We start from the raw sequence: 24,964 nt of genomic DNA on the forward strand, positions 1-24,964 counted from the left end.
GGCGATGAAATCCGCGCCAACCATGCAGCCGATAGGTCGCCACCCAGCGCCTGACCGTGGAGGCCTCCAGGCTGTGGCGACGAGCAACGGCTTTGACTGATGTGGAGGTCTTGCAGGCCTCTTTGGCAACCTGCAGTTTGAAACGAGCGTCATATCTGTTCATGTATCCCTCGGGGTTGGATCTGGCGTCCAACTCCCGGGGGTCACTTCACGGACGGGTTTACGGCGTCCCCCGCAACCGGACCCACCCCGCCATCCCACGGAATGCACGCTTTTGCCGTTGATGTTGCCGGCCAGCGGCCGGCACTACCGGGGTGCAGGGCGCAGCCCTGCCAACAAACCCAACCCTCAGAACATCAGGTTGATCATCAACACCACCACGCAGGTGTAGATCAGCGACAACGGTCCGCCGACCCGCCACATCTCGCGCGGGGTGTAATTGGCCGGGCCAGTGATCATCGAAATCACCGGGTTGGAGGCCGTCATCAGGTTGTTGGACGCCGACAGCGCCACGATCAGCGCGAACGCGGTCGGGTTGCCGCCCGCCGCCAGTGCCAGGTTCACCGCGATCGGTACCATCACGATGGTCGCGCCCACATGGCTGATCACCAGCGAGAACGCCGTGGTCAGCAGTGCCAGCGCCACCTCCAGCACCCACACCGGGATGCCGGTGGGCAGCTTGTCGATGGTGTGGCCGGCCACCCATGCCGCCGCACCACTGGAGTCCATCGCCCATCCGAGCGGGATCAGCCCGGCCATCATGAACACCGTTTTCCAGTTGATCGAGGCATACGCCTCGTCCATGCGCAGCACGCCGGTCAGCAGCATGCCGGCCACGCCGGTCATCAGCGTCAGCGCGACCGGCAGCTTGCTGGTCAGCGCGATCAGGATGGTCAGCGCGAAGATCGCCATCGCAATCTTGAACTTGTGCGGGCGCTGCTCGCCGGTCGGATAGTCGGTCACCACCACGAAGTCGCGGCTCTTGGCCGCCTGTGCCAGGTCGGTCCAGATGCTGTGGAAGACCAGCATGTCGCCTGCACGCAACTGCACGTCGCGCACGTCCTCGCGGATCACCTGCTTGTCGCGGTTGATCGCCAGCAGGCTGATGCCACGCTCCTTGCGCAGGCGCAGGTCGGCCGCGCTCTTGCCGATCACGTTCGAGGTCGGCGGTACCACCGCCTCGGAAATACCGGCGCGGCTCGGGTTGAACAGGTCACCCAGGTGCTTCAGGCGCGAAGACATGCGCAGGAACTGGTTCTGCGCGAAATCGTTGATCTGCTGGCGCGGGCCCATCGCACCGAGCACGCTGCCTACCCAGATGCGCATCTCCGCCGGCGGCGCCAGGCGGGTGTCATTGCCGGTTTTCAGGGCCAGCAGCAGCGGGGCGTCGTGCAGGTTCTCGGCCTCGCCCAGGGTCATGCCCACCAGCGGACTTTCCGCGCTGACCACCAGCTCGAACACATCGCCTTCGATGCCATAGGTCTTGGCGAAATAGCTCTCGGTGCGCGCGGGTGTGACCCCGTCGTTGACCAGGGTTTCTTCCTCGATCAGCTTGCGGTCGCCGTAGTAGCGGAAGTACAGCAGCGAGGCGATCAGCAGTGCCACGCCAATCGGCAGCGGCGCGAACATGCGCAGCGGCTCGATGGTGGCCAGGCCGGAAGGCAGGTTGTTGTTGGCCGAGGCCAGCAGATCGTTCAGCAGGATCAGCGGCGAATTGCCGACCATGGTCAGCGCACCGCCCATCACGATCGCCGCCGAGATCGGCAGCAGCAGGCGCTGCATCGTCAGCCCGGTGCGCGCTGCCAGTCGCGAGGCGACCGGCAGATACAAGGCCATCACCGACGGGTTCTGCATGAAGGACGAGTTCAGGCCGGCGATGGCGGTGGTCATCATCAGCAGCCGCTGTTCGACGCCGTGGCCGCGCCGCAGCAGCCATGCGGCCAGCCGGTTCAGCGCCCCGGTGCGGTCCAGGCCCGCACCGAGGATGGTGGTGGCGATGATGCTCATCACCGCGTTACCGGAGAATCCGCCGAAGATCTCCTCCGGCGCGATCAGGCCGGTGACACCGAGTACCACCAGCACCACCAGCGCGACCACGTCGGCGCGGATGCGCTCGAACAGGAACATCGCCATCGTGAAGCCGACCAGCCCGAGCACGAGCTTCATGTCGTTGGTCAGCGTCAGCGCGGTATCCATGTGGGGCGCGGCGTCCTCAGGCGATCGTCAGGTGCGGTCGTACAGCAGGTCCCAGACGCCGTGGCCGAGTTTCTGGCCGCGGGTCTCGAAGTGGGTCTGCGGGCGCCAGTCCGGACGCGGCACGCTGCCACGCGGGCCGGCGCGGTTGACCAGGCCGGCAGTCGCGTCAAGCACGTCCCACATCTGCTCGGCGTAGTCTTCCCAGTCGGTGGCGCAGTGCAGGCGGCCACCCGGGCGCAGCTTGCGCACCAGCAGCTCGGCGAATGCCGGCTGCAGCAGGCGGCGCTTGTTGTGGCGCTTCTTGTGCCACGGGTCCGGGAAGTAGATGCGCACTTCATCGAGCGCGCCATCGGCGATCTCGTTCTGCAGCACTTCCACCGCGTCATGGTGGTACAGGCGCACGTGGTCGGCATTGTCCTCAGCCAGCGCGTTCAGCAACCGGCCCACGCCGGGGGCGTGCACTTCGATGCCGATGTAGTCGCGCGACGGATCGTGCTGGGCGGCGAAGCGCAGCGCGGCACCGTTGCCGAAGCCGATTTCCAGCACCTTGTGTGCCGGGCCGCCGAAGGTGGTATCCAGGTCACGCGGCTGGCCGGTGTAGTCGAGGCCGAAGCGCGGCCAGCGTTCGTCGAACGCGCGCTGCTGGGCGGGGGTGAAACGTCCCTGGCGCAACACGAAGCTGCGCACCTCGCGGCGGCCCTCGCTTACGGTGAAGGGCTTGGGTGGGGCCTTGGAGCCGGCGCTGTCAAAAGGATTGGTCATCAGCCGATCAGCCCGTCCACCGGAGAGGATGCGCTGGCGTAGCGCTTGCGCGGGATGCGCCCGGCCAGGAAAGCCTCGCGGCCGGCCTCGACTGCCTTGCGCATGGCAGTGGCCATCAGCACCGGGTTGCGCGCACCGGCAATGGCGGTGTTCATCAACACGCCGTCGCAGCCCAGTTCCATCGCGATCGCCGCATCCGACGCGGTGCCCACGCCGGCATCAACAATGATCGGCACCTTGGCGTCTTCGATGATCTGCAGCAGGTTGTACTTGTTCTGGATGCCCAGGCCCGAACCGATCGGCGCGGCCAGCGGCATCACTGCGGCGCAGCCGATCTCTTCCAGGCGCTTGGCCAGGATCGGGTCGTCGGAGGTGTAGACCATCACCTCGAAGCCGTCCTTGACCAGCTGCTCGGCGGCCTTGAGGGTCTGCACCACGTCCGGGTACAGGGTCTTCTGGTCGCCCAGCACTTCCAGCTTGGTCAGGTTGTGGCCGTCCAGCAGCTCACGGGCCAGGCGGCAGGTACGCACCGCGTCTTCGGCGGTGTAGCAGCCAGCGGTGTTGGGCAGGATGGTGAAGCGCTCCGGTGGCAGCACGTCCAGCAGGTTCGGCTCGCCCGGGTTCTGCCCGATGTTGGTGCGGCGGATGGCCACGGTGACGATCTGGGCGCCAGCAGCCTCGGTGGCCAGGCGGGTTTCTTCCAGGTCCTTGAACTTGCCGGTGCCGGTGAGCAGCCGCGAGCCATAGGTCTTGCCGGCGATCACCAGCGAATCGGGGGAGACATGAACGTTCATGGCGCGATTATCGCCTATCCGCCTGAAGATGGGATCACGCAATGGCGTGCCGGCCGTGGATCGGCATGGGTAGTGCCGGCCGCTGGCCGGCAAACCCGGACAGGCCTCAGCCCCCGCCCAGCGCGTGCACGATCTCGACAATGTCGCCTTCAGCCAGGACATGCTCGCGATGGCGGCTGCGGCTGACGATCTCGCCGTTGACCTCCACTGCCACCCGGCGCTGCAGCAGCTGCTCGGCCTCGAGCAGGTCGTGAAGGGTCGCCGAGGCGGGCAGGGTGCGGGGTTCGCCGTTGAGCTGGATGTTCATTCCTGCATTGTCGCTTATAGCCCTTCGTGATCGGAACGTTTGCAATTTGATCGGGGCGCCAGCTCCAGCACAGCAGGCTTCGGCGTGCTCAGGCGACAATCCATGCGGCGGCGCAGCGTGAGCAAACGGCGGCCCGGTGAAACCATTGACCGTGCGCCGGCGTACGTGTGCCGGATTCCAACCTATTTACCCCACAGGAGTTCCTAGATGCAGCTCAGCAAACACCCGATCCGCTCCCTGATGGCGGCTGCGATCGCACTCGCCGCGCTGCCGGCCATGGCAGGCGAAAGTCCGTATTCCAAGGCCGTGTTCTTCGGCGACAGCCTCACCGACGCCGGCTATTTCCGGCCGCTGCTCGATCCGGGCGTGCAGCCGGTCACCGGCCAGTTCACCACCAACCCGGGTTGGGTGTGGGCACAGCAGGTCGCCAACTACTACGGCCTCAACGGGGGTGCCAACGGCAACGGCCAGAGTGGCGACAACTACGCCGTGGGCGGTGCCCGGGTATCGGTGGACGAGGCCGGTGGCCTGGGCGTGATTCCGTCGCTGAAGTCGCAAGCAACCCGCTACCTTGCCGCGAACGGTGGCAAGGCTGACGGCAACGCCCTGTACACCGTATGGGGAGGCGCCAATGATCTGTTTGCGGCCACCCGTGCGGCGGCAGGTGGCGCGTCGCAGGCCCAGGTGCAGGGCATCATCGGCGCAGCGGTCACCGACCAGATCGCGCTGGTAGGTGCGCTGAAGCAGGCTGGTGCCCAGTACGTGCTGGTACCGAACCTGCCGGATGTGGGCATCACCCCGCAGTTCCGCGGCCCCAATGCCGCCGCCGCCACCGCACTGTCGGCCGGCTACAACAAGGCGCTGTACGGTGGCCTGAAGCAGGCAGGCATCGAGTTCATTCCGCTCGATACCTTCAGCATCCTGCGCGAAGTGACTGCCAATCCGGGCATGTACGGCTTCACCAACGTCACCAGCACCGCCTGCAGGATCGATCCGAACAACTCCACCGCCAGCATCATCGGCTGCAACCCGACCAGTTACGTCAGCCCGGATGCAGCCAACACCTACCTGTTCGCCGACGGCGTGCATCCGACCACCGCCGGCCATCAGCTGCTGGGCCAGTATGCTGTCTCGGTGCTGGAAGGCCCGCGTCTGCAGCAGGTGCTGAGCCACTCGGCCCAGACCATCGGCCGTTCGCGTGCCGACCAGGTCAGCATGCACCTGGGTGGTCGCCCGGCCGATGGCCTGTCCTGGTGGGGCGGCGTGCGCGGTGACCTGCAGCGTTATGACCATGCCGACCTGTACGACGGCCTGGCGCCCGCCGGCCTGTTCGGTATCGACTGGGCACGCGACGGCATGGTGTTCGGCGGCTTCGCCGGCTTCGGCCGCCTCAACGCAGACTTCGGCAACAGCCGTGGCGACTTCACCCAGAAGGACACCACTGCCGGTCTGTTCGCCGGCTGGTATGGTGACCGCATCTGGATCAATGGCCAGGTCAGCTACACCTGGCTGTCCTATGACGTGAACCGCAAGGTCCAGCTGGGCCCGGCCACTCGTGAGCACGGCGGTTCGCCGGACGGCAGCAACCTGACCGCCGCGCTGAACGCCGGCTACGAGTTCGGCACCGAAGGCGGTTTCCGCCACGGCCCGATTGCTTCGGTGATCTGGCAGAAGGTGAAGATCGATGGCTACACCGAAAGCGCTGCGGCCGGCACCCTGGCCACCGCACTGGGCTACGACCGCCAGAACGTCGATTCGACCGTCGGCCGCATCGGCTGGCAGGCCCGCTTCGATGGCGGCACCGTCAAGCCGTACGCGCAGGTGACCTACGACCACGAGTTCGAAGACACCAAGCAGGCCAGCGCATGGCTGCAGACCCTGCCGGAACTGGGCAGCTATCGCGTGCCGGGCCTGAACTTCGACAAGAACTACGCCACCGTGGTGCTGGGTGCCCGTACCGAGCTGTTCGGCCTGCAGAGCAACTTCGGCCTGAGCGCTTCGGCCGGGCAGAAGCGTGCCCAGGACGCGACGCTGTTCGCCAACTTCAGCGGCAGCTTCTAAGCAGAAACCAGGCGGGGCCGGATCCCTTTCGGGAACGAAGGGGATCCGGCCCCGCTCTGATGCGGGGGCACCATTGCGCAACACCGGCCCCAGCGCATAGACTTTCCACCGCAACGCGGGCGTAGCTCAATGGTAGAGCTGTAGCTTCCCAAGCTACTGACGTGGGTTCGATTCCCATCGCCCGCTCCAATCAACACCGAGATCCGCGCTAAGTGTCTGGAGGCGCGAGGGTTTTTGGATTGGATAACGGCCTCTCAAACGACCTTCCTGGGTATCGTTTGAGGTATCGCCAAACATGCCAAAGCCATTGCTTTTGGCCAGACCAAGCGGGGTCTATGCCCGTTTTCTCGTCCCGAAAGACTTGCGAGCATTGGTTGGCTCGCGCTTCCTCGTTCGTCCGTTGCACGCTCCCTTCGGAGACGTGGCCAGGCTGGTCGCTGCCCGCATGGGCATGGCACTCTCTCAGGCATTCCAAGCATTGAGACAGGGGCAGGCGGTGGACATCGACGAGGTGTTACGCAGGGTGCGGCGGAATGGTGTTCAGCAGCTGATCTTGAAAGGGATCACGTTCCCCAACGGCGCGGGCGTGACTGAGGTGGAGATCAAAACGCCGGAAGACATGGCGTTCTGGCGCGAGACCCTCGAAAAGATGGCCAGCGCCGATCCAGTAGAAAGCATCGGCCTGCTTCCTGAGCATTTTCTGCTCAAGCAGCAGGAGGCGCATGCGAAGAGGGAGGCGACAGGTCGTTCGGTTGGACTGTCACTGTCTAAGGCCATCGAAAACCACCTGACGGATTTGACCAACGCGAAGTTGCAGCCAAAGACGGTTCTGGAGAGCCGTCACACGTTGCGGTTGTTTGCTGGCGTGGTAGGGGAAGATCTGCCTGTGTCCGAGCTTTCGCAAGATCACGTGCGCGAGTTCTTCAGCGCAATTCGATGGTGGCCTTCGAATGCATCCAAGCGGCCTGCTTACCCAGGAATGCCGGTGCTGGAGGTGATGGCCCTGGCAAAGACCAACGATGAGCCCGAGCCGGCCGCCTGGACCATCAAAAAGCACCGCCAGCGTCTGCCGGTGTTCTTTATCTCCTTGGTCGAGGCCAAGCGAGTGGAGGTCAATCCATTGGCAGGCGTTCGAGCGGTGGCGACCCCGGACGAAGAAGACAGGGGATCTCCCTTCACCGACAGCGAGTTGGGCGCCATTTTTGGAAGCGCGTTTGTTCCCTGGGCGTCGAAGTATCCGCATCGGTGGTTTGGTCCGATGCTCGGGCTCTACAGCGGTGCACGGGTCAACGAAGTGGCTCAGTTGCAAGTGGATGACATCGCAACGGTCGATGGCGTTCCCGGATTCTACGTCCGGGTGGTGGCCAGGGGCCAACGGATCAAGGGCAAGCATTCGCGCCGTTTTATTCCCTTGGCGCAACCCGTGCTGGAGGCCGGGTTCCTGGACTACGTGCAGGAGGCCAAGGCCGCAGGCCATGTGCAGTTGTTCCCCAATCTACCGAACAGCACCGGTCTGGGATTTGGCAGGCAGCTGTCGCGCCAGTTCTCCACCTACATCAAGCGGCAAGGCGTCGAGGAAAAGGGGCAGGGCTTTCACGGTTTTCGCCACACCTTGGCCGATCGCCTCGACGCCGCGGGTGCGTCGGCAGCGGCCATAGGCGCGGTCACCGGCCATGCTGCGGGGCAGACGGTTTTGGAGAAGCACTACATTCACCGCTCCACTCTGCCGGACCGCGTGGCGACGTTGGGCAAGTTCTCGCCGCCGGTTGTGTTGCCGCGCTATCAACCGGGGCAGTTTGACTTGGCGTTGCGCTCGGCCGAGCAGAAGCTGCGGGAAGTTGGTCGGCGCGGAGGAAAGAAAAAGGCCCCCAGGTGAGTGGGGGCCTTCCCGAAGCTGCACTGGAGCTTCTACTCACTTGCTGGCGTTGGCGGTGAGCAGAGCGGTTACCGCTCTACAAGCCCATGCTTACTCCAGCGGGCGAGGAGAGCGTTCCACGCCGCCTGAGAACGTCTCTAGCAGCCCTGCCGCTCGCTTGTCTGCTGACAACAGTTCAGCGGTGCCAAGTTTCGGACGATCCAGCAGTTCCGACGCCCTTGAGTCACCCAGTAAGTAGGCGACCTTGAGATACGCGGCGCTGTCCACCAAGGAGCCATGGCTGGGGTCGTCGTAGTAGATCTTGGATAGCCCATAGTAAGCGAACAAATTGCCTGACTTGGCTTGCTCATAGAGAAGCACGGAGCCTTCCGTGAACTTCCCGGCCTCCAGGGCAATTCTCTCCGCGTAGACAACGGCGGCCGGTCTGTTGCCAGACGCTGCCATCTCTTGGAGGGACTGCAGGCTGGCGGCATGCAACTTGGCGTTTTCCTGTTCGGAGGGATAGCCATGCTGAATCAACCACTGGGCCTCGGCCGGAGAGCGAGCGCTCAGCGGGCCGGCGCTCGCACAGGACGGATCCACCGCAGGGCACAGCCTCTGCTGAACTTCGGCAGAGCGCTCGGCTGCGTTTGCGCCGGCGTTGGAGGATGGCGTGGGGCGTGGGGTCTCGCTTTTGGGTGTATGGTCGTCCCGCTGGGCTTTCTGTTCGGTCGTTTGAACGTCCGCTGCGGGGGGGGACTTATCCGCGCAAGCGGAAAGTGCGCAGGCAAGCATGGCCACGATTGCGAAGTTTTTCATGCGCTCACCTGTCAAGGAATTGAACATTGCTGTTGGTCCAGTTGCGTCCACCATGTTGAGCACTGGGCATCTTCAGAAACAAATTTCCATTTCTCTTTCAGGGATTTCTCCAGCTCAACCGCACCTGCCCCTTGCGGGGTGATGTACTCCTCCACGGGCACGCCGTAGCGACGTGCCCATTCTACGAAGGTCTCGACGAGGCCTGGTGCCCCCACCTCATCGTCTATCGCCTTAAGGATGCCGAGACAGTATGACTCAGGAATGGTGATGTTTATGCCCGCCCTGGTCGCGCTTGATGCTTGAAGCTGCTGTTCGCATGCATGCATAACCGCGTAGCGAAACTCCCCGGTTGCGCTGTTGAAGTCCTTTGTCAGGTTGGCGTAATTCTGGGTTTGGCGTTCCAGGGCGTCCTTCATGGAAGCCTGAGCGTTCGGATCAGGCGGCACGGTTCGACCAAACCCGTGAGTTCGGCCTTCGCTGAAGGAAATCGCCATCAGGACAGTAGACTTTGCCCCCCAAGAAGCGCCAGGCAAGCGATCTTTCGCGTAGCTGGCCCCCGACGGGAACGGGATGCGTGCAGGGCAGGAGGCGGGCTTCCTGGCAATGTGTTCTGCGCAAACCCGCTGTTTCCAAGTGTCTGCCGAGGGGGGGGAGGAACTGCCCCCACCACCACCTCCCTCGCCTGGATCGTAGCCCCCAATTCCGGGAACCGAAGGAGGATCCATGGGGGGGGTGTAGGGGGGGACGTAGGGAGGCGGTATCGCATCAACGGGGGGAAGGTTGGTCGTTCCTCGGTCGTTGGTGGTGTCGGCCATGCCTGATTGGGCTGCGAGCAATGACCCGCCCACGATCAGTGAGATGCGAAGGATGTCGCGGATCTGGCGTTTGAGGTTCTGCGATGTGGAGATGTCTTCGGGAGTTAACGTCGGTTTGTTCTTCATGAATCACCATCAGTCCTTGGGGGCTTCAAAGCGGGCGATGCGAGCTTCTTGCACGTTCCAATGCATGTTTGAATGGCTTCTTCGAGGTCTGTTTTGGAGGGGAGGGGGGATGCGGCGTAGGTCGAGGCAATTCGCCGGGCAAGCGGTGGGGAACAGTTCTCGCTGACGGCCCGCACGGCGTCTTCGGTCACGGCTCCCGTGAACAGCAGGGCGTCAGTTGCCCTGACGTCCAGTTCTCTTCGTGCTTCTTGCCACACGGAGACTAGGGCGCGCGCCGCTGCCAACCACCGCTGCATCCTTGCGGGCTCGGGCGTGTGCTGCCCGGTGAGGGAGGCGTCGTTCCACGAAGCAACGGTTGCCAACTTGTCAAACATCAGCAGCCAGCAAATGTAGAGCGGGAACAAACTGCGTTTGCGAGCGGCGAGCTTGATCAGCAAGGAACGTGTGATCCGTCCGTTTCCATCGGCCAAAGGGTGGATCGTCAGCAGCTGATGCGCCAGCGCCTCGTCGAGGTGCTCGCTGCAGTTGGATTGGTGCTGGGAGAGGGTGGCCAGGAGATTGGCGAGTAGCGGATTGACGACCGCGACCGGTGGCAGCACGAGCACCGCCTCCTTGGGGCCTCGTCCTGCCACCCAGGCACGATCTGATCGAAGCGAAGGTGCCTGTAGACCTGCTGCGGACGCCAGTGAGGCGATCAAGGCGTCGGTTGTGCGCAGATCCGCTGGGCTCAGGGGCGCGATTGCCTTGTGGGCTTTTTCGCCGGCGCTGACGGGCAGCAGGAAGTCCCCGTTGTAAGCTTGGGAGTGAACCCGATTCAGTCGTGACGAAAGCAGCAGGAGCGGGTGAAGGTCCGGCTCCAGGAGCTTGGGCTCGTAAGCCTGCCGCAGCTCAAATGCTTCGGAGCGCAGTGGTTGGGGTTGCGAAACCACGACGCCGTGGGTGCCCCAGATCTGTGCTTCGCCCGCTGATCGGATCAGGGGAGAAGGAATGTAGTGCAGTGTCACGGCGCGTTCCAGGCGAGTGAAGTCCAGCGCCTGAGCGTGCACTGCCGTTCGTTACAGTTGTCACCGTCTTGGATGGTTGTGAGTGGTGTGCTTCCCCACGAAAGCGATCGCAGCGCACGCTCAGCCGAGCTGCATGGTTCAAGGGGCGGGCGGGTGAAAGCGGAACTTGGGAAAAAAATTTCGCCCGATCTGCTTTTCGAAAACGGGAAAAGCGTGCACAAGCTTTTCCTTAAACCCCAATAGCTTTGCCAAAGCCCCCCCCTGCTTTGCCCTTCGGCTGTCGGGTCCCCTCCGTGTCCCCTCCAGCCGAAGGGCAAAGTCTCCCCATACCCCGCTGACTAAAGCGGTGGGGTGACTTGGCCCGTGCGTCGGTCCCGTGGCGGCGACCCCCAGCACTTCAGGGCGCGGTGATTCCCTAATCTGCACCGCTTCGACAGGTTCACGCGATCAGTCGCGCCGGGTCCGGGTCCTGTCACCCCCATGCGAGGGCGTCTCTCCGGTGTTGCTTTACTTTTCCCGTGCCCAGGCGCGTTTTTCCTGGGGCTTCTCCTAGCAACGAACCATTGGTAACGGGACCGCGAATGGGAGACGCTGCTGGGGCCAGATTGAGTACTCCCCAGTTACCATCGACATCTGCGTTACCTGGCTGGCGCGAGTTGCCAGGCCATACCGCGCCCTGTGTCCCCTCGCTTTAAAACCGGTGCACGCTGGTGATGGTCAGTCCAAGCCCGCACTGGGCTCCCAGGATTGCGTTGTGCACCGCCGGTCACTCCACCGGCACCGTGATACGGCTACCAACGGCCTTTGGGCTGACAGACGGGGAGGAGAGGAAGAGAGGGAGGCTTGCGGTCCATCCGAGGCTTGCTAGAGTGGCCTTGAGGGGCCAGTGCCTGGGCATGTCGTAGCTGTCACTACCTTGCTCGCCTCCGAGTCGGTCAAACTCGGGGGCCGTGAACTCAAAGTAAAACGCCCTCGGCTTTTGTCAAGCCGGGGGCGTTTTTTTAGCTGGCGGTTCCGTTCTTCCCCATCAAGATACCTGCAAGCATCAGTAGCGATGCAGTGATTGCGTCCATTTGAAGCATCACTCCCTGCCAAATTTCCAAACATGCGGGTGCTAGGAACACCATGCCCTTAACCTGTAGGGCAATCGACAACGCCTTCCTTCTGTTGCTCTCCACTCTTAACCTCCGTTTGCGCGGATGCGCACTCATAGGCTAAAGGCCTCCAGATGCAGGGAAGTGCTGTAACCGAGGCTATTTTTAGTGGGGTTAGGCCGCATTTTGGATTTGTTGCCTCCTATGACCCTTTAGGAATGGAAGTTGGGCGGATGGGTAAGTTTGTGTCGTTGCTCCACAGGAGGCTGTCGAACAAGAGGGCGTCCCGAAGCGTAAGAATGGGGCGAGGTTGGTCGGCTTCAAACGCGCGGATCTGATCTATGACAGCGTCATATGCGTCCAAGGAAAGCCATTCTTTATGCCCTCCGCTTCCATAGGCTACGTAGTTCGGAGGTGGAACTTTATACGCGGAAAATTCCGAAAGCACTGCTTGTTCAGCTGCAAGGGCTATCGCCCTTTCCCCGCTGAAACTTATTCCTACGCTGCGACCGAGGTCCAGTTCCTCCAGTTTTCCCCTGGAAAAAGCATAGGCACGCTGAGTCCAGTATCCAGATTGTCCAACCTTGAGCTTGGCCTCGGCTGGCACGACAAGGACATAAACTCTGTGGAAAGGGATGTTGATTCGTGCGTATATGTGCGTCGGCACGCGAATTTGGAATCGCTTCAGCAGCGTTGAAACAAATATTGGCTTGAACTTGCTCTTTTCGGCGCTTTTCCTGACCTTGGCCTCTCCAACTTGGGCGACTAAGTATTGAAGCCGCTTTGCGTCCATATCACCATCCACATGGACTCCATAGTTGTCTTCGGGAAGATCAGGGAAGACGGGGGGCGCGGGTGCAATAGACATGCCTTGCCTCAGTGGCCGGGGTTTGGCCGGATTCTAGCGTTGAGCGGTGAGTTAGCGGACGGAGGTAGAGTGGATGAGGCTATAGGCGATGCCGCCCAACATGGGCAGCACCACGTGCGCAGGCACCAGTGCGAGCCCGGCCAGTGCCATCCACCCGCGCACCTGCTCGGGATTGGGCAGCAGTTCGGCGAAGCCGCTGATCAGGAACACTAGCATGTGGACAGCGATGACCCCGGCCCAGGTCCAGAGGAAGCCCCGCCAGAAGCCCCCACGGGGGAGGCCCTGTTCTGCGTAGTGGGGGAACGGCTGGCGGTTGATCCACGCCCGTCGACGGTTGGCCCGCTGGGTGATCCAGAAGAGGAAGGCCAGCACCAGCCAGGTGCCAATGCCTCCCAAGACCGCCAGCCACCCAAATGAGCTTCCGTTCTGGAGCATCTCCAAGCCGCCACCGACGAAGACGAGACCGGCCCCTCCGAGAAGAACAGACGCGCAGCCCACGTTCGCGTAAGAGCTCATAGTCAGGGCCTGTGGGCGGTCCAAGTGCCATGGGACTTGCTGAAACGAACGGGCTCCACGATCGGGCGCACCAGTTCGGCGCCTGACACATTGAGGACCACCTCTCCTCCAAGGTCACAAACGACCCCCTCAGAGGGGGCGGCGTTTCGGCAGTTTGAAAGCGTGAAGTCCCGATAGCCGATCACGGTCATGGATCCACTGGAAACCTGAGTGAAGGTGGCCCCGATGGCAGTTTGGGCTTCTTCGACGGACGGCTGGTTGCTGCTGCATCCAGAAAGGCTCAACGCGGCAACAAGCGATGCGAGCACGGTGCGAACGGGCTTCATGATCAATTCCTTGGCAGTCCACCGGATGGCGGCATCTGCCATTTTGGCAGATGCGTGCCTTATCATGCCAGTCCGTGCAGACTAAGGAGCTGATCCATTGCCCGTCCCCCATGCCCGCTCCGTTGCCCGCAATCTCTGTCTTCGGCCTTCGCCTCCGTGCAGCGCGTCAGGCTGCCGGGTTGTCGCAGGTCGAACTGGGGGCGTTGATCGGCATGAATGAGAAATCGGCTTCTTCACGCCTGTCCCGCTACGAACGTGGGGAGCGAGAGCCCGACGGCGAAACCTTGGAGGCCCTAAGCAAGGCGCTTGGCGTGCCGCCGGCCTACTTCCACGCGAGCTCGGATGTGTTGGCGGAAGTCATTTTGTTGGTGGCCAGACTGCCCGTTGAGCAGCAAAAAGAGGTGTTGGGCCTCATCAAGGGATACACCGGCGACAGCATCGCACCCTGACAGGACGCGCATTTGCGTTCTTAGCGCGGTCCCGGCCGTCGAAGGTGCGGGGGCTTCCACCGCGGAGGCAGAATGCCGGTGTCCGCCCCAGGCTGCTTGCTTGGTGACTGCTCTGTTGCGGGCGACGGCGCCACAGGCGGCCACTGGTCCGGGAACCGGAAGTCCTCCGTGGGATGTGCTTTCTGGAAGGCTTGGAGGAGGCGCTGGCGCTGGTGCTCTGCTTCTTGGGTTGCCTTTTCCTGAGCGGTGATCGCCAAGTGCTCGGCTTGCTTGGCGTAGACCGCCTGCTCTTCGGTCAGTTTCACCGCGTCTTGCAGGTCCCGCAGGGTCCTGGGCGTCCAGCCCAAGCGCTGGGCGAGCCTGTCTTTGCCCTTCAATCCCGCTTCGCCTTGATCGCGGTAGTAGCGGGCGTCGTGTCTGGCCCGTCGGGCCTGTTTGAGGTCGGCCGCCGCTTGGGTTCGTACGACGAGGGTCAACTGGGCTTCTCCCTCGGCAGAGAGGTAGTCCCGGGCCAGCGAGCGGGGCAGGGGATCGGCATGGTTCTGAGCCCAAGCCAGGGCACGCCGGATCAGATCGGCCACGTCTTTTTCCACCTGAGCCAGCCACAGGTTGGCCAGGTGGGCCGCTTGTTCGCTTTCCCTCGTTCCGTTACCGGTGACCCGGGTGTGGACCTGCGGAGGCAGTTTGGCCGCTGCCTCTTTCCCCCGGTGACCGATCACCCGAGTGGTCCTTTTGGGCACTGAGGATCCGGGTTGGAGGGAAGCGCGACGGACCTCACGTGCCGGAACGCCCGTCTTGGCTTTGGGTGGGGTGGGAACGAGAAGGGCGTCGGTCGCAGCCTGCAACCGCTGAGCCCCTGCCTTGCGGCGTTCTACCAGTGCGCGGGCATGCAGGGCTTGTTCGTCCACGGTTGCCAATCGGCCTTCGGCAGCGGCCTTGGCTTTGATTTCCTCGAAGCGACGGGAGTGCTGGTTGAATCGCCGCTCCCCCGCCGTCTTCAAGCGATCGTTGCGTTTTGCTCGAGGGAGGCGCTCGCCCCTTCGGCGGGCTTGGGTGACCGCCTTGCCTTCGTGCCTGGAGGGCTGGCGGTCCAGCTTGGCGGCGGCGCAGAAATCGCCCGCTTCGATGGCGCTGCCTTGCTGGTCGCGCAGGCTGCGGTGGTCCACGCGTGCCGATTGGCTGGCAGCGCTCAGGGCATCGTTGATGCGCTCACCGATCAAGGCCCGTAGTGCTTTCAGCTCCTGAGCACCTGCCTTGAACTCATCCAGGACCTTGGCCGCGCTGTCGCCAAACCCGGTTGAGCCCACTTGGCGAGGGGTCATGAGAATGTGCGCGTGGTAGTTCCGCTCATCGCCTCCCTTGTCCGGGGCGTGGAGACCGATCTGCACAGCCACGCTGTAACGTTCCACCAACAGTTGGCCGACGTCCCGAGCCAGCGCCCGGCGTTGTTCGGGCGTAAGTTCGTGGGGCAGGGCCATCAGCACCTCGCGCGCGACACGCGCGTTCTTCCGCGTCTCGTGTTCTTCAACCTTGGACCAGAGTTGGTGCGGATCCAGTGCCCACGCCGGCGCCTTAGTGGGGGCCAGCATGTCCACGGAAAGCACGCCGGTTTTGCGGCTGTAGCTGTGGCGTGCACCGCTGGGATCGTCCAGGTCGAGACCAGCCCGGTAAGCGGCGGCAGCGGTCGCGCTGTCGCCCTTCCCTCGGCTGAGACTTTTCACTTGAACGCTGTAGATCGCCACTGCCCAAAGCTCCGATGCACCGCAGCCCCCTATGGGGGCGAGGATTGGGGAGAAGGCGACGCGCAAGGCGTGGCGTTCGGGTGTCGGGGCGAAGCCCTGACCGCACGGTTTTGCGAAGCAAAACCATAAGTGCGCTATTGCTGGGTTGTTGGGGGCGAAATCGCCCCCTGCCAACTGCATAGAACCGGGCCGCTCGCTGCCGCTCGCCGGGCCCCCTTCTCAGGGTTACATGCACGTCAGAACTGTCAACTTTTTAGCCAAGAGCAAAAGCGATGCTCGCTAACCGCTCGCATCCATGATGGGGCAGGCCCCCCCTTGCGCTCCGCGCCATTTCTGGTTGCATGGATCAACGAAGCAAGAGCAAGCGTGCTGTGGGAAACGTTGAAAAGCAGAAGCTGAAGTTGGAGCGGATGGTCGGAGCGCTGGCCAAGGAGCAAGCCAAGCTGCTGCTCGTCGAACGCGAAGAGCAACGCAAGCGCCGGCGTGCAGAACTGAAGCAACGCGAAGCGGATCGCCGTGCCGATGCCCACCGGAAGATCGAACTGGGTGGTCTGGTAATCGCTGCCGGGGTGGACAGTTGGGATCCGGCAGAAGTTGTCGGAGGATTGTTGGTTGTGAGCGAGCAGCTGTTGCTACAACCGACCCGACGAAATGCCCTGCGCGAGAAAGGCATCGCCCATTTGGAGGCGAGGGCTGCCACTCGAAGGGCAGGGCAATCATGACTTGGACGCCATTACACGAGGCCGTGGTCATGGGCGATGTTGCCGCGCTCAACGCTGCACTGGCCGCGACCATCTTTCCTGATCCGCGCGATCGCCACGGTCAGACACCGCTCCACTTCGCCGCCCATCTGGGAAACGTTGAGGCAGTGTCCGCGCTGTTGCTGGCCGGTGCTTCCCCGAATGCACGTGATCGCCATGCCCAGACCCCGCTTCACTTGGCAGCACGCTCAGATCACTTTGGGTCTTCCGGACCCGCCGCGGCGGCTCTGGCCGCGCTGGCCGATGGGCGCCCCTGGACGTCCGTTCACGCCACTAGGTTTCTGGATGCGTGGGAACGGCGTGACCCTGCCGCCACGTGTGCGACGCTCCTTGCCGCAGGCGCTGAGCCAAACGCCCCGAATTGCCGACACGAGACGCCGTTCGGTCTGGCTTACCCGCGAGCTTTGAAGGCTTTCCTCTCGGCGTGAATTGAGACGCGTTTGCGACATCCGCGGCTGCGGAGTGAATTGGCGTGTTTCTTTGTGAATTAACTATATCTGGTGTTGATTTTGTAATTTTTACACAAGATCACGGGTTTGGGCGGTCGTCGCCCAAAACCATTGTCGAGGTCGAAATGGGCAAGAATCAGCACGTGGTGAAGCGGCCGGATGGCTGGGCGGTGCGTGGCGAAGGCAACTCGCGCGATACCTCTCACCACCGGACCCAGGAAGAGGCAAGGCAGCATGCGCGTGAGATCGCCATCAACCAGCGCAGCGAAGTGGTGATCCACGACCGTCAGGGCCTTATCCGGGACAAGGACAGTTACGGGAACGACCCAAATCCTCCCAAGGGTTGATCAACAAGGCCGCCGTTTGGCGGCCTTGTCTTTTGCTGGAGCTTGGTTTGCCGACGGGGCAATGCGCACCCGAGCCATCCCCAGCAGTGGGAGCAAGTGGGACGCATTGCCCCGCTGCTTGCTGGCCCTTCTGCAAGCCTGTTAGGCTTCCAGGTATCGTTTGAGGTATCGTTTTTTTAGTCGAATGTTCCGGGGATTTTCTTATGGGACAGTCGGTTAGGTGGATTTGGGTTCGATTCCCATCGCCCGCTCCATGTCTCCAGGGTATTCACCCCCGGCAGACGCGGCGTACTCGATGCACCACACCCAGCTCGAGCGTGTGGCAGCAGCGCCGCAATCTCCTTCTCAGTGTTGGGCTGTGGCCCCTTCGAACCATAGCTCGAGTGGCTTATGCGCCCGCTTGCGGCCGGGCGAAGTCCACCAGGTCGGAAGGATAGTGCGGGCAGGTGCGCAGCGCTGCATCGTCGCCGCCATACAGCACCACCAGCGCTGCTACCTCCAGCGCCCAGTAACCCCATGCATGCGGTCCGGTCAGCCGTCGGGTCCGCTTCTGAGCCTGGGGCGACAGTAGAAAGAAGTCACGGTAGTGCACCTGCAGGTAGCCGGTCAGCAGGGATGGAACGAACGCTTCACCGTCGCGCAACGGCGCGAACAGCTCGGCGAACGGGCGCGGATGGAATATCGCATCGCTGGCTTCGGCAAGGCCCAGTGCCGGTGCGCTGAGGTAGTCCAGCACGCGGTCGGTGTCGAAGCAGAGCACCTTCTCCACCAACGCTGGAAGACGGTCCTGCGCATCCAGCAGCACGCCCAGTGACAACAGCTGCAGGGCGTACTCGTAGTGCTGCGTTGTGCGCGGTTGCAACGGCGCGGCCAGCGCGATGTCGTGGCCCTGCTGTTGCAGGCTGTTCCGGGCAATGGCCAGCAAACGTGCATGCTCGAGCCAGAGTTCTGCAACGTCGGCATGCATCTGCTGCAATGCCGTGGGGGCGAATCCACGGTCGATGCCTTTCAGCAGCAGGTTGCTGCCGGTCTGGGCAACCGCTTCCCAGCCGTACGCATGTTCCAGCGCCGCATGCCCCTGCAGCGGTTCCTCCGCAGGTTCACCGCCATTGCGCGCATGACGCGCAAGCAGGGCCATGCCCGCGTTCCAGTCTGCCTGCCAGTCCGGCAGGCGAAGCATGCGGCGCGGTACTCCCGGATCCTTGGCCAGTGCTCTCCATCGCGGTAGTACGTCCAGCAGCAGATTCCGGCGGTTCACGGCAGTCATCGGTTCCATCATCAGGGAAAGTCTAGCGGCAATGCCGGTTCGACCCCCATTGCCTGGCACCGCGTTGAAGGTTTGAATGGTGCGCAATCGCAGTCACCATGCCCGCATGACCGTTGATCGAATCGCCCTCCGCCGTTTCACCCAGTGGCTGCCGTTCCTGGTCCTGGTCGCCATCTGCGTGGCCTGGTGGTCGCCGCTGGGCGTGGTTGTCGCCCTGGCCGCGTGCCTTGCAGTGGGTGGTGTGCTGCAGCGCCTTGATCTGGTCGGCGATACCGTAGGCGGCGCACTGCTGCGCTCGCGGGCGACGCTGCCCTTTGCTACCCGGCCGCCCACGCATGATGTCCTGTTGGATTGGGGCGAACTGGGCATGGGAGGTCCGGCCTACAGCACCCAGATGCTGCGCGATGGCGCCATTGTCGAGGGCGTATCCACTGGAGGCAGCCACGACGCCAGTGGCGAGTGGCAGACGCTGGCGGGAAGCGGGCTGCGTGTGGCCAGTGGCTATGTTGATCGCAGCGAAGCGGTGATCGTCTACGACGAAGCGGACAAGCGGGTGATGCACCTGCAGGCGATTGTTCCCAGCCTGTTCTGGCAGGAACTGCACGAGCGCCGGCAGCTTGGCGGGGATGCCGAAGCAGCAATGTGGTTGCGGGATATCCCCTGTCGATCGACCACGCTGCGGCCCTGCCGGGGTCTATGGCTGGAACCGGAGCATCCCGCGCTGGCCGCCGGGTTGCCGCAGGCATTGCGGCATGTCCTGCCGGATGCCCGGGTGCTGCAGGCCATACCGCTGCTGCCTGACGATCTGCGCCTGACCGCGCATCCGACGCTGTTCGCGCGCGTCTGCCCGTACGCGCTCTGTCTTGATGGCGAGCCCAGTGACCGTCACGCCTGCGATCTGGAAACGGTGATCACCAGCCCGTCCGGACGGTGCGTGGCGGTGGCGGGCAGCGTGCTTGATGGGGATCTGCGTCCCATCGAGGGCGTATGGCTCGTCCGCTGGCAGGGGTGTTGGCAGGCCATTGGCCACCGTGCGACGGGCGGCAGCGGCAAGGCCCGCAGTGGTGCCTGGATCGATGTGATCGAGGCCGGCGATGACGGTTGGCTTCGCTGCGAAGCCTATGAGGAACACTGGACGTTCGACGCGATCACACGCATCTCCACGCCACACACGGCGCTCGCCCTGCCTGTGGAATGGCGGGAAACCGCGCTGGCCGTGCGTGTCCGCGATGGGCACTTCTCGCTGCGCCTGCCCCCGCGCTGATCAGCGGCGGCAGGCATCCCTTGGATGAGCCATGAGGATGTCCCCGGCGACGGTGCGGTCATCGCCGGAGACGGTGCGGCGACTATCGGCTGTCAGTCTGAGTAGAAGCCGTTGCCAAGGGTGCCGGGCAGGCTGGGTTCCGGCCACGGCATCAGTGATGTGCAGGCGTCATACAGCGTGCAGAAGTCCTGCCGCAGTTGCGCAGGCACCCAGCTGCCGTAGGACACGTCGGTCGAGTCGCCCTGGCAGGCGTAGGAAACATCGATCCAGCGGGTGTTGGCGTGTGAGGCAACGCCTTGGTGCTGTGTCTTGCCCGTGCAGTAGCGCAGGCCCTGGCCGATCAGGGTGTTGTTGGCATCGAAGTAGAGCCGGGAGACTGCGTGGGTCGGCGCAGCCCGTACGTCTGCGGCGCCTCCCACCAGGCCAAACAGCAACAACAGCGGAATTCCCATTCGCATCTGTGGTTCTCCTTGGATTGTGCAAGCCGGCCGTTTCTGTCCATCAGCCGGCAACGGCATATTCGCACAGCCCCGGCAGGCATGCAGATGCGGTGGCCTGCGGGGCATCATCCACCCGCCACACGCCCGCGCTATGCTGCGCGCCTGCCGCCCGATCCTGCCGCGATGAAGCTCGCCATCCTGTCCCGCAACAGTTCCCTGTATTCCACCCGCCGGCTGGTCGAGGCGGCACGCACGCGTGGCCATACCGTTCGCATCCTCGACCCGCTGCGCTGCTACATGCGCATCGCCGCTGATGGTTTTTCGATGCACTACAAGGGCCGGCCGATGACCGGCGTGGACATGGTCATCCCGCGCATCGGTGCCTCGATCACCCGCTATGGCACCGCCGTGCTGCGGCAGTTCGAGCTGATGGGCGCACGCACCCCAAACCCCTCCGACGCGATCCTGCGTTCGCGCGACAAACTGCGTGCGCACCAGCTGCTGGCCGCCAAGGGCATCGACATGCCTGTCACCGTGTTCGGTGACAACCCGGATGACACCGTCGACCTGTTGTCCATGCTCGGCCCGCCGCCCCACGTGGTGAAGCTCAACGAGGGTACCCAGGGGCGGGGAGTGATCCTCACCGAAAAGGCCAGCGCATCGCGCGGTATCGTCGAGGCCCTGCGCGGGCTGTATGCCAATTTCCTGATGCAGGAGTTCATCGGTGAGGCCAAGGGCGCCGACCTGCGCTGCTTCGTGGTGGGCGACCAGGTGGTGGCCTCGATGCAACGCCAGGCGCCGGAAGGCGACTTCCGCTCCAACCTGCATGCCGGTGGCACTGCGGTGGCGGCCAAGGCCAGCCGCGCCGAACAGCAGGTGGCGGTGCGTTCGGCCAAGGCGCTGGGCCTGTCGGTGTGCGGGGTGGACCTGATCCGCTCCGCGCGCGGCCCGCTGGTGCTGGAGGTCAACTCCACGCCGGGGCTGGAGGGGATCGAAGCCGCCTGCGGGGTAGATGTGGCCACGCGCATCATCGAGCACGTCGAGAAGCTGAAAAAGCCATGACAAATCAATATTTTGAGATTCTCATGGGCAAATGAGGCCGGCTTTAACATGCCTTTAATCGGCGCCGGCGTAGCCTTTAGCGAACCGCAGCTCTGCCTCTCAGCAGGATCGGTATCGGGATACGACTTCAGATCCAGGCGGGCCACCGCCTGGGTCTTTTTTATACCTGCCGGAAGTCCCTTGTGGAGGCCGCGTGACGGCCGTAGAGTGGCCATCGTTCCTGGATGGATCCGGAGGCTGGCGATGTACCGCATCACGATGATCGCGTTGTTGCTGGGGTTGTCTGGCACTGTCTCCGCCAAGCCGGAGAAGACCGCCATACAGATGGACGGGCAGGCACCGGTGGCCGAACAGGTCCGGCGGGTTGAAAGGGCCCTTGATGACGGCGAGTACAGCGAGATTTCCGCTGACGACCGCGCCCAGGTGCAGCAGGCCCTGGCGCGCATCACCCAGCGCATGGGGGACCACAGCACGCTTCAGGAGCTCCCGCCGCAGGTCCAGGCAGAGGTCTTCAACGACCAGGAGCGGATCAACACCGTTCTTGTCCGCGCCCACGAAGACAGCCGCCAGATCTGCCAGCACACCCGCACCACGGGCAGCAACATGCCCAAGAGCCGCTGCCTGACGGTGGCCGAGCGCCGCCGGATCGAGGAAAAGGGCAAGGCCCTGCTCAACGACCAGCGCACCTTCAACAATCTCACGCCTCCCAGTAACCGCTAGCCGGGCCGATTGCCGCCCGAGCGACCGGCACTTGCTCGCGTGAAGGCGGTGCGAATACAGTCAACCCTCAACTCAAACAAGGATTCGTTTGTCATGAAGTCCCTCCTGATGTCGGCGGTCCTGGTCTCGGGCCTGACCCTGGCCACCGCCGCCTCCGCATCCAACCAGGCCGGTGAGGTCTTTATTCCGGGCAAGCCGCTGCAGCAGCAGATCGAGCGCATCGAAATCGAACTCAACGATGGCGAGACCTACAGCGAGCTGAAACAGGCCGACCGCAGCCGCGTGCGCGAGGCGCTGGTGCGCATGCGTACGGCCGTCGAGCAGCATCCCGACCGCGATTCCATGCCTGAACAGGTACGAACCGATGTCTTCAACGATCAGCAGATCGTGAACACGGTTTTGACACAGGCCCGTGAAGATAGTCGTCTAATATGCCAACGTGAAAAGGCCACGGGTTCGAACCGGTCCACGACGCAGTGCACGACCGTAGCCGAGCGCGCGCGACGGAAGGACAAGGCACAGCGTGATATGGGCCAGGCCCAGCGCGTCGGCAAATTCGTCAATTAGAGGTGACAGTGAGAATCCTGGTAATCGAAGACAACAGCGACATTGCGGCCAACCTGGGCGACTACCTGGAGGACCGGGGCCACACCGTGGACTTCGCGGCTGACGGGGTTACCGGTCTGCATCTGGCCGTGGTGCACGAGTTCGACGCGATCGTGCTGGATCTCAACCTGCCAGGCATGGACGGCATCGAGGTCTGCCGCAAGCTGCGCAACGAAGCGCGCAAGCAGACCCCGGTACTGATGCTCACCGCCCGCGACTCGCTGGACAACAAGCTGGCCGGCTTCGATTCCGGCGCGGACGACTACCTGATCAAGCCGTTCGCGCTGCAGGAAGTGGAAGTGCGTCTGAACGCCCTGTCGCGACGCGGCAAGGGCGTGCAGACCCGCGTGCTGGAAACCGGCGATCTGGAATACAACCTGGATACGCTGGAAGTGCGCCGCCAGGGCAAGCTGCTGCAGCTCAACCCGACTGCACTGAAGATCCTGCAGGCGCTGATGGAAGCGGCCCCGGCCGTGGTGACCCGCCAGGAACTGGAAACCCGCGTGTGGGGCGAAGAACTGCCCGATTCCGATTCCCTGCGCGTGCACATCCACGGCCTGCGTGCGGTGGTCGACAAGCCGTTTGAAGTGCCGCTGATCCAGACCCGCCATGGCATCGGATACCGCATCGCCACCCCGGAAGCCTGATTCGGTGGCAAGCAAGGGGGAGCGCCGGCACACGCCGTATCGGCGGCGCCTGCGCAGCCGCATCATCGTTTCGTTCGTGTTGTTGGGCTTCTGCCTGACAACGCTGTTCGCGTTCGCCACCAACTGGGCCCGCCTGCGCGTGGAAAACCAGCTGGTGGAAGAGCTGATGAACCGAAACATCGACGAGTATGCGCGCCGCTATTACGAGCACCCCGGGCATAACCCGGATGCACCGGTGCTGCAGATCAGGGCTTATGCCTATTCGAAGGACAAGTTCGACCGGGTGCGCGAAGAACGCGCGCAGTGGGCGGGCTTCTCCGATGGCATCCACAGCGTCAGCGGTGATGAGCACGGCGAGCCGTACTCCTACAAGCTGGCCGTGCGCAAGACGCCGGACGCCTGGTTCTTCCTCGCCTATGACATGACCGACAGCGTGCGCGGCGGCAAGCAGCTCAACCGCGCGCTGGTGCTGTCGGTGCTGGTGTTCAGCCTGCTGTCACTGGTGCTGGGCTGGTGGTCGGCCTCGAAGGTGATGAAGCCGGTATCGGACCTGGCCGCACGGTTGCGCGCCTACCGTGGTGGTACCAGTGACCCTGAGCCGCTGGCGCCGCGTTTCCCCGATGACGAAGTGGGGCAGCTGGCACAGGCACTGGACGACTATTCCTCGCGGCTGACCGAAGTTGTGCAGCGCGACCGTGAGTTCAATGCCGACGTCAGCCATGAGCTGCGCACGCCGCTGGCGGTGATCCGGGGTGCCACCGAGCTGCTGCTGACCCGGCCCGGCCTGGACGAAAAGGTGCTGCAGCGCCTGCAGCGCATCCAGCGTGCCGAACAGCAGTGCAGCGATCTGATCGGCGCGTTGTTGCTGCTGTCGCGCAATGAGCGTGGGCAGGGCACCAGCAACGTCGCCCGCGTGGCCGAGCAGCTGCTGGACGCGCATCGTGCGCAGCTGGGTGGCAAGCCGCTGGAACTGCTGCTGGAAGGTGAGCGCAACCTGGTGATCGATGCGCCCGAGGCGGCGCTGTCGGTGGCACTGGGCAACCTGATCGGCAATGCGGTGAAGTACTCGCAGGACGGCGAGGTGCGCGTGTTCGTCGGCGCCAATTCGGTCTCGGTGACCGACAGTGGCCCGGGCCTGAGCGAGGAAGATGCCGCCAAGCTGTTCCAGCGTGGCTACCGCGGCACGCATGCTGGCCATTCGCAGGGCGGCGGCATCGGCTTGTCGATCGTCAGCCGCCTGTGCGATCTGTACGGCTGGCAGGTGAGCGTGCGCCCCGGTGGCGAGCGTGGCGTGATCGCCACCCTGACGTTCTCGCCGAAGCCGTTGTAAGGGCCCCTGCTTTGGTGGGTGCCGACCTTGGTCGGCACGGACCCTGCCGACCTTGCATCGCGCTCTGTGTCGCTTGTGCCACTGAATTACCCTCGCGCGATGATCAGGCCTCAGGCCCAACGCGACACCACCGTGATCGCTGCCGCGCCCCGCGCGTGTTCCAGTGCACGCATTGGCAAGCCCGCGCCGCACTTGAGAATTTCCTTACAGATTGCCGTGCGCGGCGATGGCCTGATGACCTGGCCGGGGCAGGTGCCCTGGCCGGGATTGGCGTCCTGAAAAAAACCAACAAATCAAAAGCTCCGGATGTGCTCTAGCTCATCATGGAAAATGCATC

General features: G+C 63.6%; 26 protein-coding genes and 1 tRNA gene. 13 read left to right on the forward strand and 14 right to left on the reverse strand.

Features of this window, described 5'->3' with window-relative positions; all coding sequences use genetic code 11:
• From VG543_RS13435 to thiS, 5 genes are all read right to left on the reverse strand, one after another.
• On the reverse strand, positions 1–163 hold a 163-nt coding region (locus VG543_RS13435), incomplete at its 3' end, for a transposase (protein WP_167693009.1).
• A gap of 185 nt (positions 164–348) precedes the next feature.
• Entirely contained in the window at positions 349–2,196 is a 1,848-nt protein-coding gene (locus VG543_RS13440) for an SLC13 family permease (RefSeq protein ID WP_019660187.1), read from the reverse strand.
• 27 nt (positions 2,197–2,223) lie between these two features.
• Positions 2,224–2,958, reverse strand: a complete 735-nt coding sequence (gene trmB / locus VG543_RS13445) for a tRNA (guanosine(46)-N7)-methyltransferase TrmB (protein WP_423178728.1) — start codon at positions 2,956–2,958, stop codon at positions 2,224–2,226.
• Positions 2,958–3,752, reverse strand: coding sequence for a thiazole synthase (locus VG543_RS13450; RefSeq protein ID WP_019660185.1), 795 nt, complete (start codon positions 3,750–3,752; stop codon positions 2,958–2,960). Before VG543_RS13450 ends, trmB begins: the two co-directional genes overlap by 1 nt.
• A 106-nt stretch (positions 3,753–3,858) precedes the next feature.
• Positions 3,859–4,059, reverse strand: coding sequence for a sulfur carrier protein ThiS (gene thiS / locus VG543_RS13455; protein ID WP_019660184.1), 201 nt, complete (start codon positions 4,057–4,059; stop codon positions 3,859–3,861).
• 240 nt (positions 4,060–4,299) lie between these two features.
• Here thiS and VG543_RS13460 point away from each other — a divergent pair, with 240 nt between their 5' ends.
• From VG543_RS13460 to VG543_RS13470, 3 genes are all read left to right on the forward strand, one after another.
• Entirely contained in the window at positions 4,300–6,120 is a 1,821-nt protein-coding gene (locus VG543_RS13460; protein WP_026347045.1) for an autotransporter domain-containing esterase, read from the forward strand.
• Positions 6,121–6,235: 115 nt separating this feature from the next.
• Positions 6,236–6,309 (forward strand) — tRNA-Gly (locus tag VG543_RS13465).
• A gap of 106 nt (positions 6,310–6,415) precedes the next feature.
• Positions 6,416–7,996, forward strand: a complete 1,581-nt coding sequence (locus tag VG543_RS13470) for a site-specific integrase (protein WP_423178727.1) — start codon at positions 6,416–6,418, stop codon at positions 7,994–7,996.
• Positions 7,997–8,086: 90 nt separating this feature from the next.
• Here the strand turns inward: VG543_RS13470 and VG543_RS13475 are convergent, their stop codons facing one another.
• The 6 genes from VG543_RS13475 to VG543_RS13500 all read right to left on the reverse strand — a co-directional run bounded on the left by VG543_RS13475 (position 8,087) and on the right by VG543_RS13500 (position 13,543).
• On the reverse strand, positions 8,087–8,821 hold the full coding sequence (locus tag VG543_RS13475) for a hypothetical protein (protein WP_143570068.1): 735 nt from the start codon (positions 8,819–8,821) through the stop codon (positions 8,087–8,089).
• Positions 8,806–9,735, reverse strand: coding sequence for a hypothetical protein (locus tag VG543_RS13480; protein ID WP_188250283.1), 930 nt, complete (start codon positions 9,733–9,735; stop codon positions 8,806–8,808). The genes VG543_RS13475 and VG543_RS13480 overlap by 16 nt, the downstream gene beginning before the upstream one ends.
• Positions 9,732–10,739 carry a hypothetical protein gene (locus tag VG543_RS13485; protein WP_329848893.1) on the reverse strand — a complete coding sequence of 336 codons (1,008 nt, stop codon included), beginning with the start codon at positions 10,737–10,739 and terminating at the stop codon, positions 9,732–9,734. The genes VG543_RS13480 and VG543_RS13485 overlap by 4 nt, the downstream gene beginning before the upstream one ends.
• Positions 10,740–12,035: 1,296 nt before the next feature.
• Positions 12,036–12,701, reverse strand: coding sequence for a hypothetical protein (locus VG543_RS13490; protein ID WP_329848895.1), 666 nt, complete (start codon positions 12,699–12,701; stop codon positions 12,036–12,038).
• Positions 12,702–12,752: 51 nt separating this feature from the next.
• The gene (locus VG543_RS13495) at positions 12,753–13,217 is read right to left on the reverse strand and encodes a hypothetical protein (RefSeq protein ID WP_312546189.1); all 465 of its coding nucleotides are present in this window, start codon (positions 13,215–13,217) and stop codon (positions 12,753–12,755) included.
• Between the two features lie 2 nt (positions 13,218–13,219).
• The gene (locus VG543_RS13500) at positions 13,220–13,543 is read right to left on the reverse strand and encodes a hypothetical protein (protein WP_224328466.1); all 324 of its coding nucleotides are present in this window, start codon (positions 13,541–13,543) and stop codon (positions 13,220–13,222) included.
• 110 nt (positions 13,544–13,653) lie between these two features.
• Here VG543_RS13500 and VG543_RS13505 point away from each other — a divergent pair, with 110 nt between their 5' ends.
• A complete protein-coding gene (locus VG543_RS13505) occupies positions 13,654–13,992 on the forward strand; it encodes a helix-turn-helix transcriptional regulator (RefSeq protein WP_329848900.1) in 339 nt (112 codons plus the stop codon).
• 20 nt (positions 13,993–14,012) lie between these two features.
• Here the strand turns inward: VG543_RS13505 and VG543_RS13510 are convergent, their stop codons facing one another.
• Positions 14,013–15,734 (reverse strand): MobA/MobL family protein, encoded by a 1,722-nt coding sequence (locus VG543_RS13510; RefSeq protein ID WP_312546187.1) that lies wholly within the window; start codon positions 15,732–15,734, stop codon positions 14,013–14,015.
• Between the two features lie 341 nt (positions 15,735–16,075).
• Between VG543_RS13510 and VG543_RS13515 the strand changes: the two genes are divergently transcribed.
• From VG543_RS13515 to VG543_RS13525, 3 genes are all read left to right on the forward strand, one after another.
• Positions 16,076–16,456 (forward strand): conjugal transfer protein TraD, encoded by a 381-nt coding sequence (locus VG543_RS13515; RefSeq protein ID WP_231298785.1) that lies wholly within the window; start codon positions 16,076–16,078, stop codon positions 16,454–16,456.
• Positions 16,453–16,923, forward strand: coding sequence for an ankyrin repeat domain-containing protein (locus tag VG543_RS13520; RefSeq protein ID WP_099475868.1), 471 nt, complete (start codon positions 16,453–16,455; stop codon positions 16,921–16,923). Before VG543_RS13515 ends, VG543_RS13520 begins: the two co-directional genes overlap by 4 nt.
• Before the next feature lie 146 nt (positions 16,924–17,069).
• Positions 17,070–17,291 (forward strand): DUF2188 domain-containing protein, encoded by a 222-nt coding sequence (locus tag VG543_RS13525; protein WP_010481480.1) that lies wholly within the window; start codon positions 17,070–17,072, stop codon positions 17,289–17,291.
• A gap of 388 nt (positions 17,292–17,679) precedes the next feature.
• Here the strand turns inward: VG543_RS13525 and VG543_RS13530 are convergent, their stop codons facing one another.
• Positions 17,680–18,570, reverse strand: a complete 891-nt coding sequence (locus tag VG543_RS13530; protein WP_329848905.1) for a PoNe immunity protein domain-containing protein — start codon at positions 18,568–18,570, stop codon at positions 17,680–17,682.
• Positions 18,571–18,664: 94 nt separating this feature from the next.
• Here VG543_RS13530 and VG543_RS13535 point away from each other — a divergent pair, with 94 nt between their 5' ends.
• Positions 18,665–19,822, forward strand: a complete 1,158-nt coding sequence (locus VG543_RS13535; RefSeq protein ID WP_423178725.1) for a hypothetical protein — start codon at positions 18,665–18,667, stop codon at positions 19,820–19,822.
• A gap of 92 nt (positions 19,823–19,914) precedes the next feature.
• Here VG543_RS13535 and VG543_RS13540 read toward each other — a convergent pair whose 3' ends face one another.
• On the reverse strand, positions 19,915–20,280 hold the full coding sequence (locus VG543_RS13540; protein WP_227852960.1) for a hypothetical protein: 366 nt from the start codon (positions 20,278–20,280) through the stop codon (positions 19,915–19,917).
• Positions 20,281–20,445: 165 nt separating this feature from the next.
• Here VG543_RS13540 and rimK point away from each other — a divergent pair, with 165 nt between their 5' ends.
• From rimK to VG543_RS13565, 5 genes are all read left to right on the forward strand, one after another.
• Positions 20,446–21,324 carry a 30S ribosomal protein S6--L-glutamate ligase gene (gene rimK, locus VG543_RS13545; protein ID WP_026347043.1) on the forward strand — a complete coding sequence of 293 codons (879 nt, stop codon included), beginning with the start codon at positions 20,446–20,448 and terminating at the stop codon, positions 21,322–21,324.
• A 243-nt stretch (positions 21,325–21,567) separates the two neighbouring features.
• Positions 21,568–22,044 (forward strand): hypothetical protein, encoded by a 477-nt coding sequence (locus VG543_RS13550; protein ID WP_019660178.1) that lies wholly within the window; start codon positions 21,568–21,570, stop codon positions 22,042–22,044.
• Between the two features lie 93 nt (positions 22,045–22,137).
• Complete coding sequence (locus VG543_RS13555) at positions 22,138–22,611, forward strand: hypothetical protein (RefSeq protein ID WP_019660177.1); 474 nt, start codon at positions 22,138–22,140, stop codon at positions 22,609–22,611.
• Between the two features lie 8 nt (positions 22,612–22,619).
• On the forward strand, positions 22,620–23,297 hold the full coding sequence (locus VG543_RS13560) for a response regulator transcription factor (RefSeq protein ID WP_005410804.1): 678 nt from the start codon (positions 22,620–22,622) through the stop codon (positions 23,295–23,297).
• Positions 23,260–24,627 (forward strand): sensor histidine kinase, encoded by a 1,368-nt coding sequence (locus VG543_RS13565; RefSeq protein WP_423178724.1) that lies wholly within the window; start codon positions 23,260–23,262, stop codon positions 24,625–24,627. The genes VG543_RS13560 and VG543_RS13565 overlap by 38 nt, the downstream gene beginning before the upstream one ends.
• Positions 24,628–24,964 lie beyond the last annotated feature (337 nt).

Source organism: Stenotrophomonas sp. CASM101, assembly GCF_049384845.1.
GTDB classification, from domain to species: Bacteria; Pseudomonadota; Gammaproteobacteria; order Xanthomonadales; family Xanthomonadaceae; genus Stenotrophomonas; species Stenotrophomonas hibiscicola.

Bases quoted from the DNA above. Each gene is read 5' to 3' on its own strand.
- VG543_RS13440 (WP_019660187.1), bottom strand. From the start codon at position 2,196: ATGGATACCGCGCTGACGCTGACCAACGACATGAAGCTCGTGCTCGGG.
- trmB (WP_423178728.1), bottom strand. From the start codon at position 2,958: ATGACCAATCCTTTTGACAGCGCCGGCTCCAAGGCCCCACCCAAGCCC.
- VG543_RS13450 (WP_019660185.1), bottom strand. From the start codon at position 3,752: ATGAACGTTCATGTCTCCCCCGATTCGCTGGTGATCGCCGGCAAGACC.
- thiS (WP_019660184.1), bottom strand. From the start codon at position 4,059: ATGAACATCCAGCTCAACGGCGAACCCCGCACCCTGCCCGCCTCGGCG.
- VG543_RS13460 (WP_026347045.1), top strand. From the start codon at position 4,300: ATGGCGGCTGCGATCGCACTCGCCGCGCTGCCGGCCATGGCAGGCGAA.
- VG543_RS13470 (WP_423178727.1), top strand. From the start codon at position 6,416: ATGCCAAAGCCATTGCTTTTGGCCAGACCAAGCGGGGTCTATGCCCGT.
- VG543_RS13475 (WP_143570068.1), bottom strand. From the start codon at position 8,821: ATGTTCAATTCCTTGACAGGTGAGCGCATGAAAAACTTCGCAATCGTG.
- VG543_RS13480 (WP_188250283.1), bottom strand. From the start codon at position 9,735: ATGAAGAACAAACCGACGTTAACTCCCGAAGACATCTCCACATCGCAG.
- VG543_RS13490 (WP_329848895.1), bottom strand. From the start codon at position 12,701: ATGTCTATTGCACCCGCGCCCCCCGTCTTCCCTGATCTTCCCGAAGAC.
- VG543_RS13495 (WP_312546189.1), bottom strand. From the start codon at position 13,217: ATGAGCTCTTACGCGAACGTGGGCTGCGCGTCTGTTCTTCTCGGAGGG.
- VG543_RS13500 (WP_224328466.1), bottom strand. From the start codon at position 13,543: ATGAAGCCCGTTCGCACCGTGCTCGCATCGCTTGTTGCCGCGTTGAGC.
- VG543_RS13505 (WP_329848900.1), top strand. From the start codon at position 13,654: ATGCCCGCTCCGTTGCCCGCAATCTCTGTCTTCGGCCTTCGCCTCCGT.
- VG543_RS13515 (WP_231298785.1), top strand. From the start codon at position 16,076: ATGGATCAACGAAGCAAGAGCAAGCGTGCTGTGGGAAACGTTGAAAAG.
- VG543_RS13520 (WP_099475868.1), top strand. From the start codon at position 16,453: ATGACTTGGACGCCATTACACGAGGCCGTGGTCATGGGCGATGTTGCC.
- VG543_RS13525 (WP_010481480.1), top strand. From the start codon at position 17,070: ATGGGCAAGAATCAGCACGTGGTGAAGCGGCCGGATGGCTGGGCGGTG.
- VG543_RS13530 (WP_329848905.1), bottom strand. From the start codon at position 18,570: ATGATGGAACCGATGACTGCCGTGAACCGCCGGAATCTGCTGCTGGAC.
- VG543_RS13535 (WP_423178725.1), top strand. From the start codon at position 18,665: ATGACCGTTGATCGAATCGCCCTCCGCCGTTTCACCCAGTGGCTGCCG.
- VG543_RS13540 (WP_227852960.1), bottom strand. From the start codon at position 20,280: ATGCGAATGGGAATTCCGCTGTTGTTGCTGTTTGGCCTGGTGGGAGGC.
- rimK (WP_026347043.1), top strand. From the start codon at position 20,446: ATGAAGCTCGCCATCCTGTCCCGCAACAGTTCCCTGTATTCCACCCGC.
- VG543_RS13550 (WP_019660178.1), top strand. From the start codon at position 21,568: ATGTACCGCATCACGATGATCGCGTTGTTGCTGGGGTTGTCTGGCACT.
- VG543_RS13555 (WP_019660177.1), top strand. From the start codon at position 22,138: ATGAAGTCCCTCCTGATGTCGGCGGTCCTGGTCTCGGGCCTGACCCTG.
- VG543_RS13565 (WP_423178724.1), top strand. From the start codon at position 23,260: ATGGCATCGGATACCGCATCGCCACCCCGGAAGCCTGATTCGGTGGCA.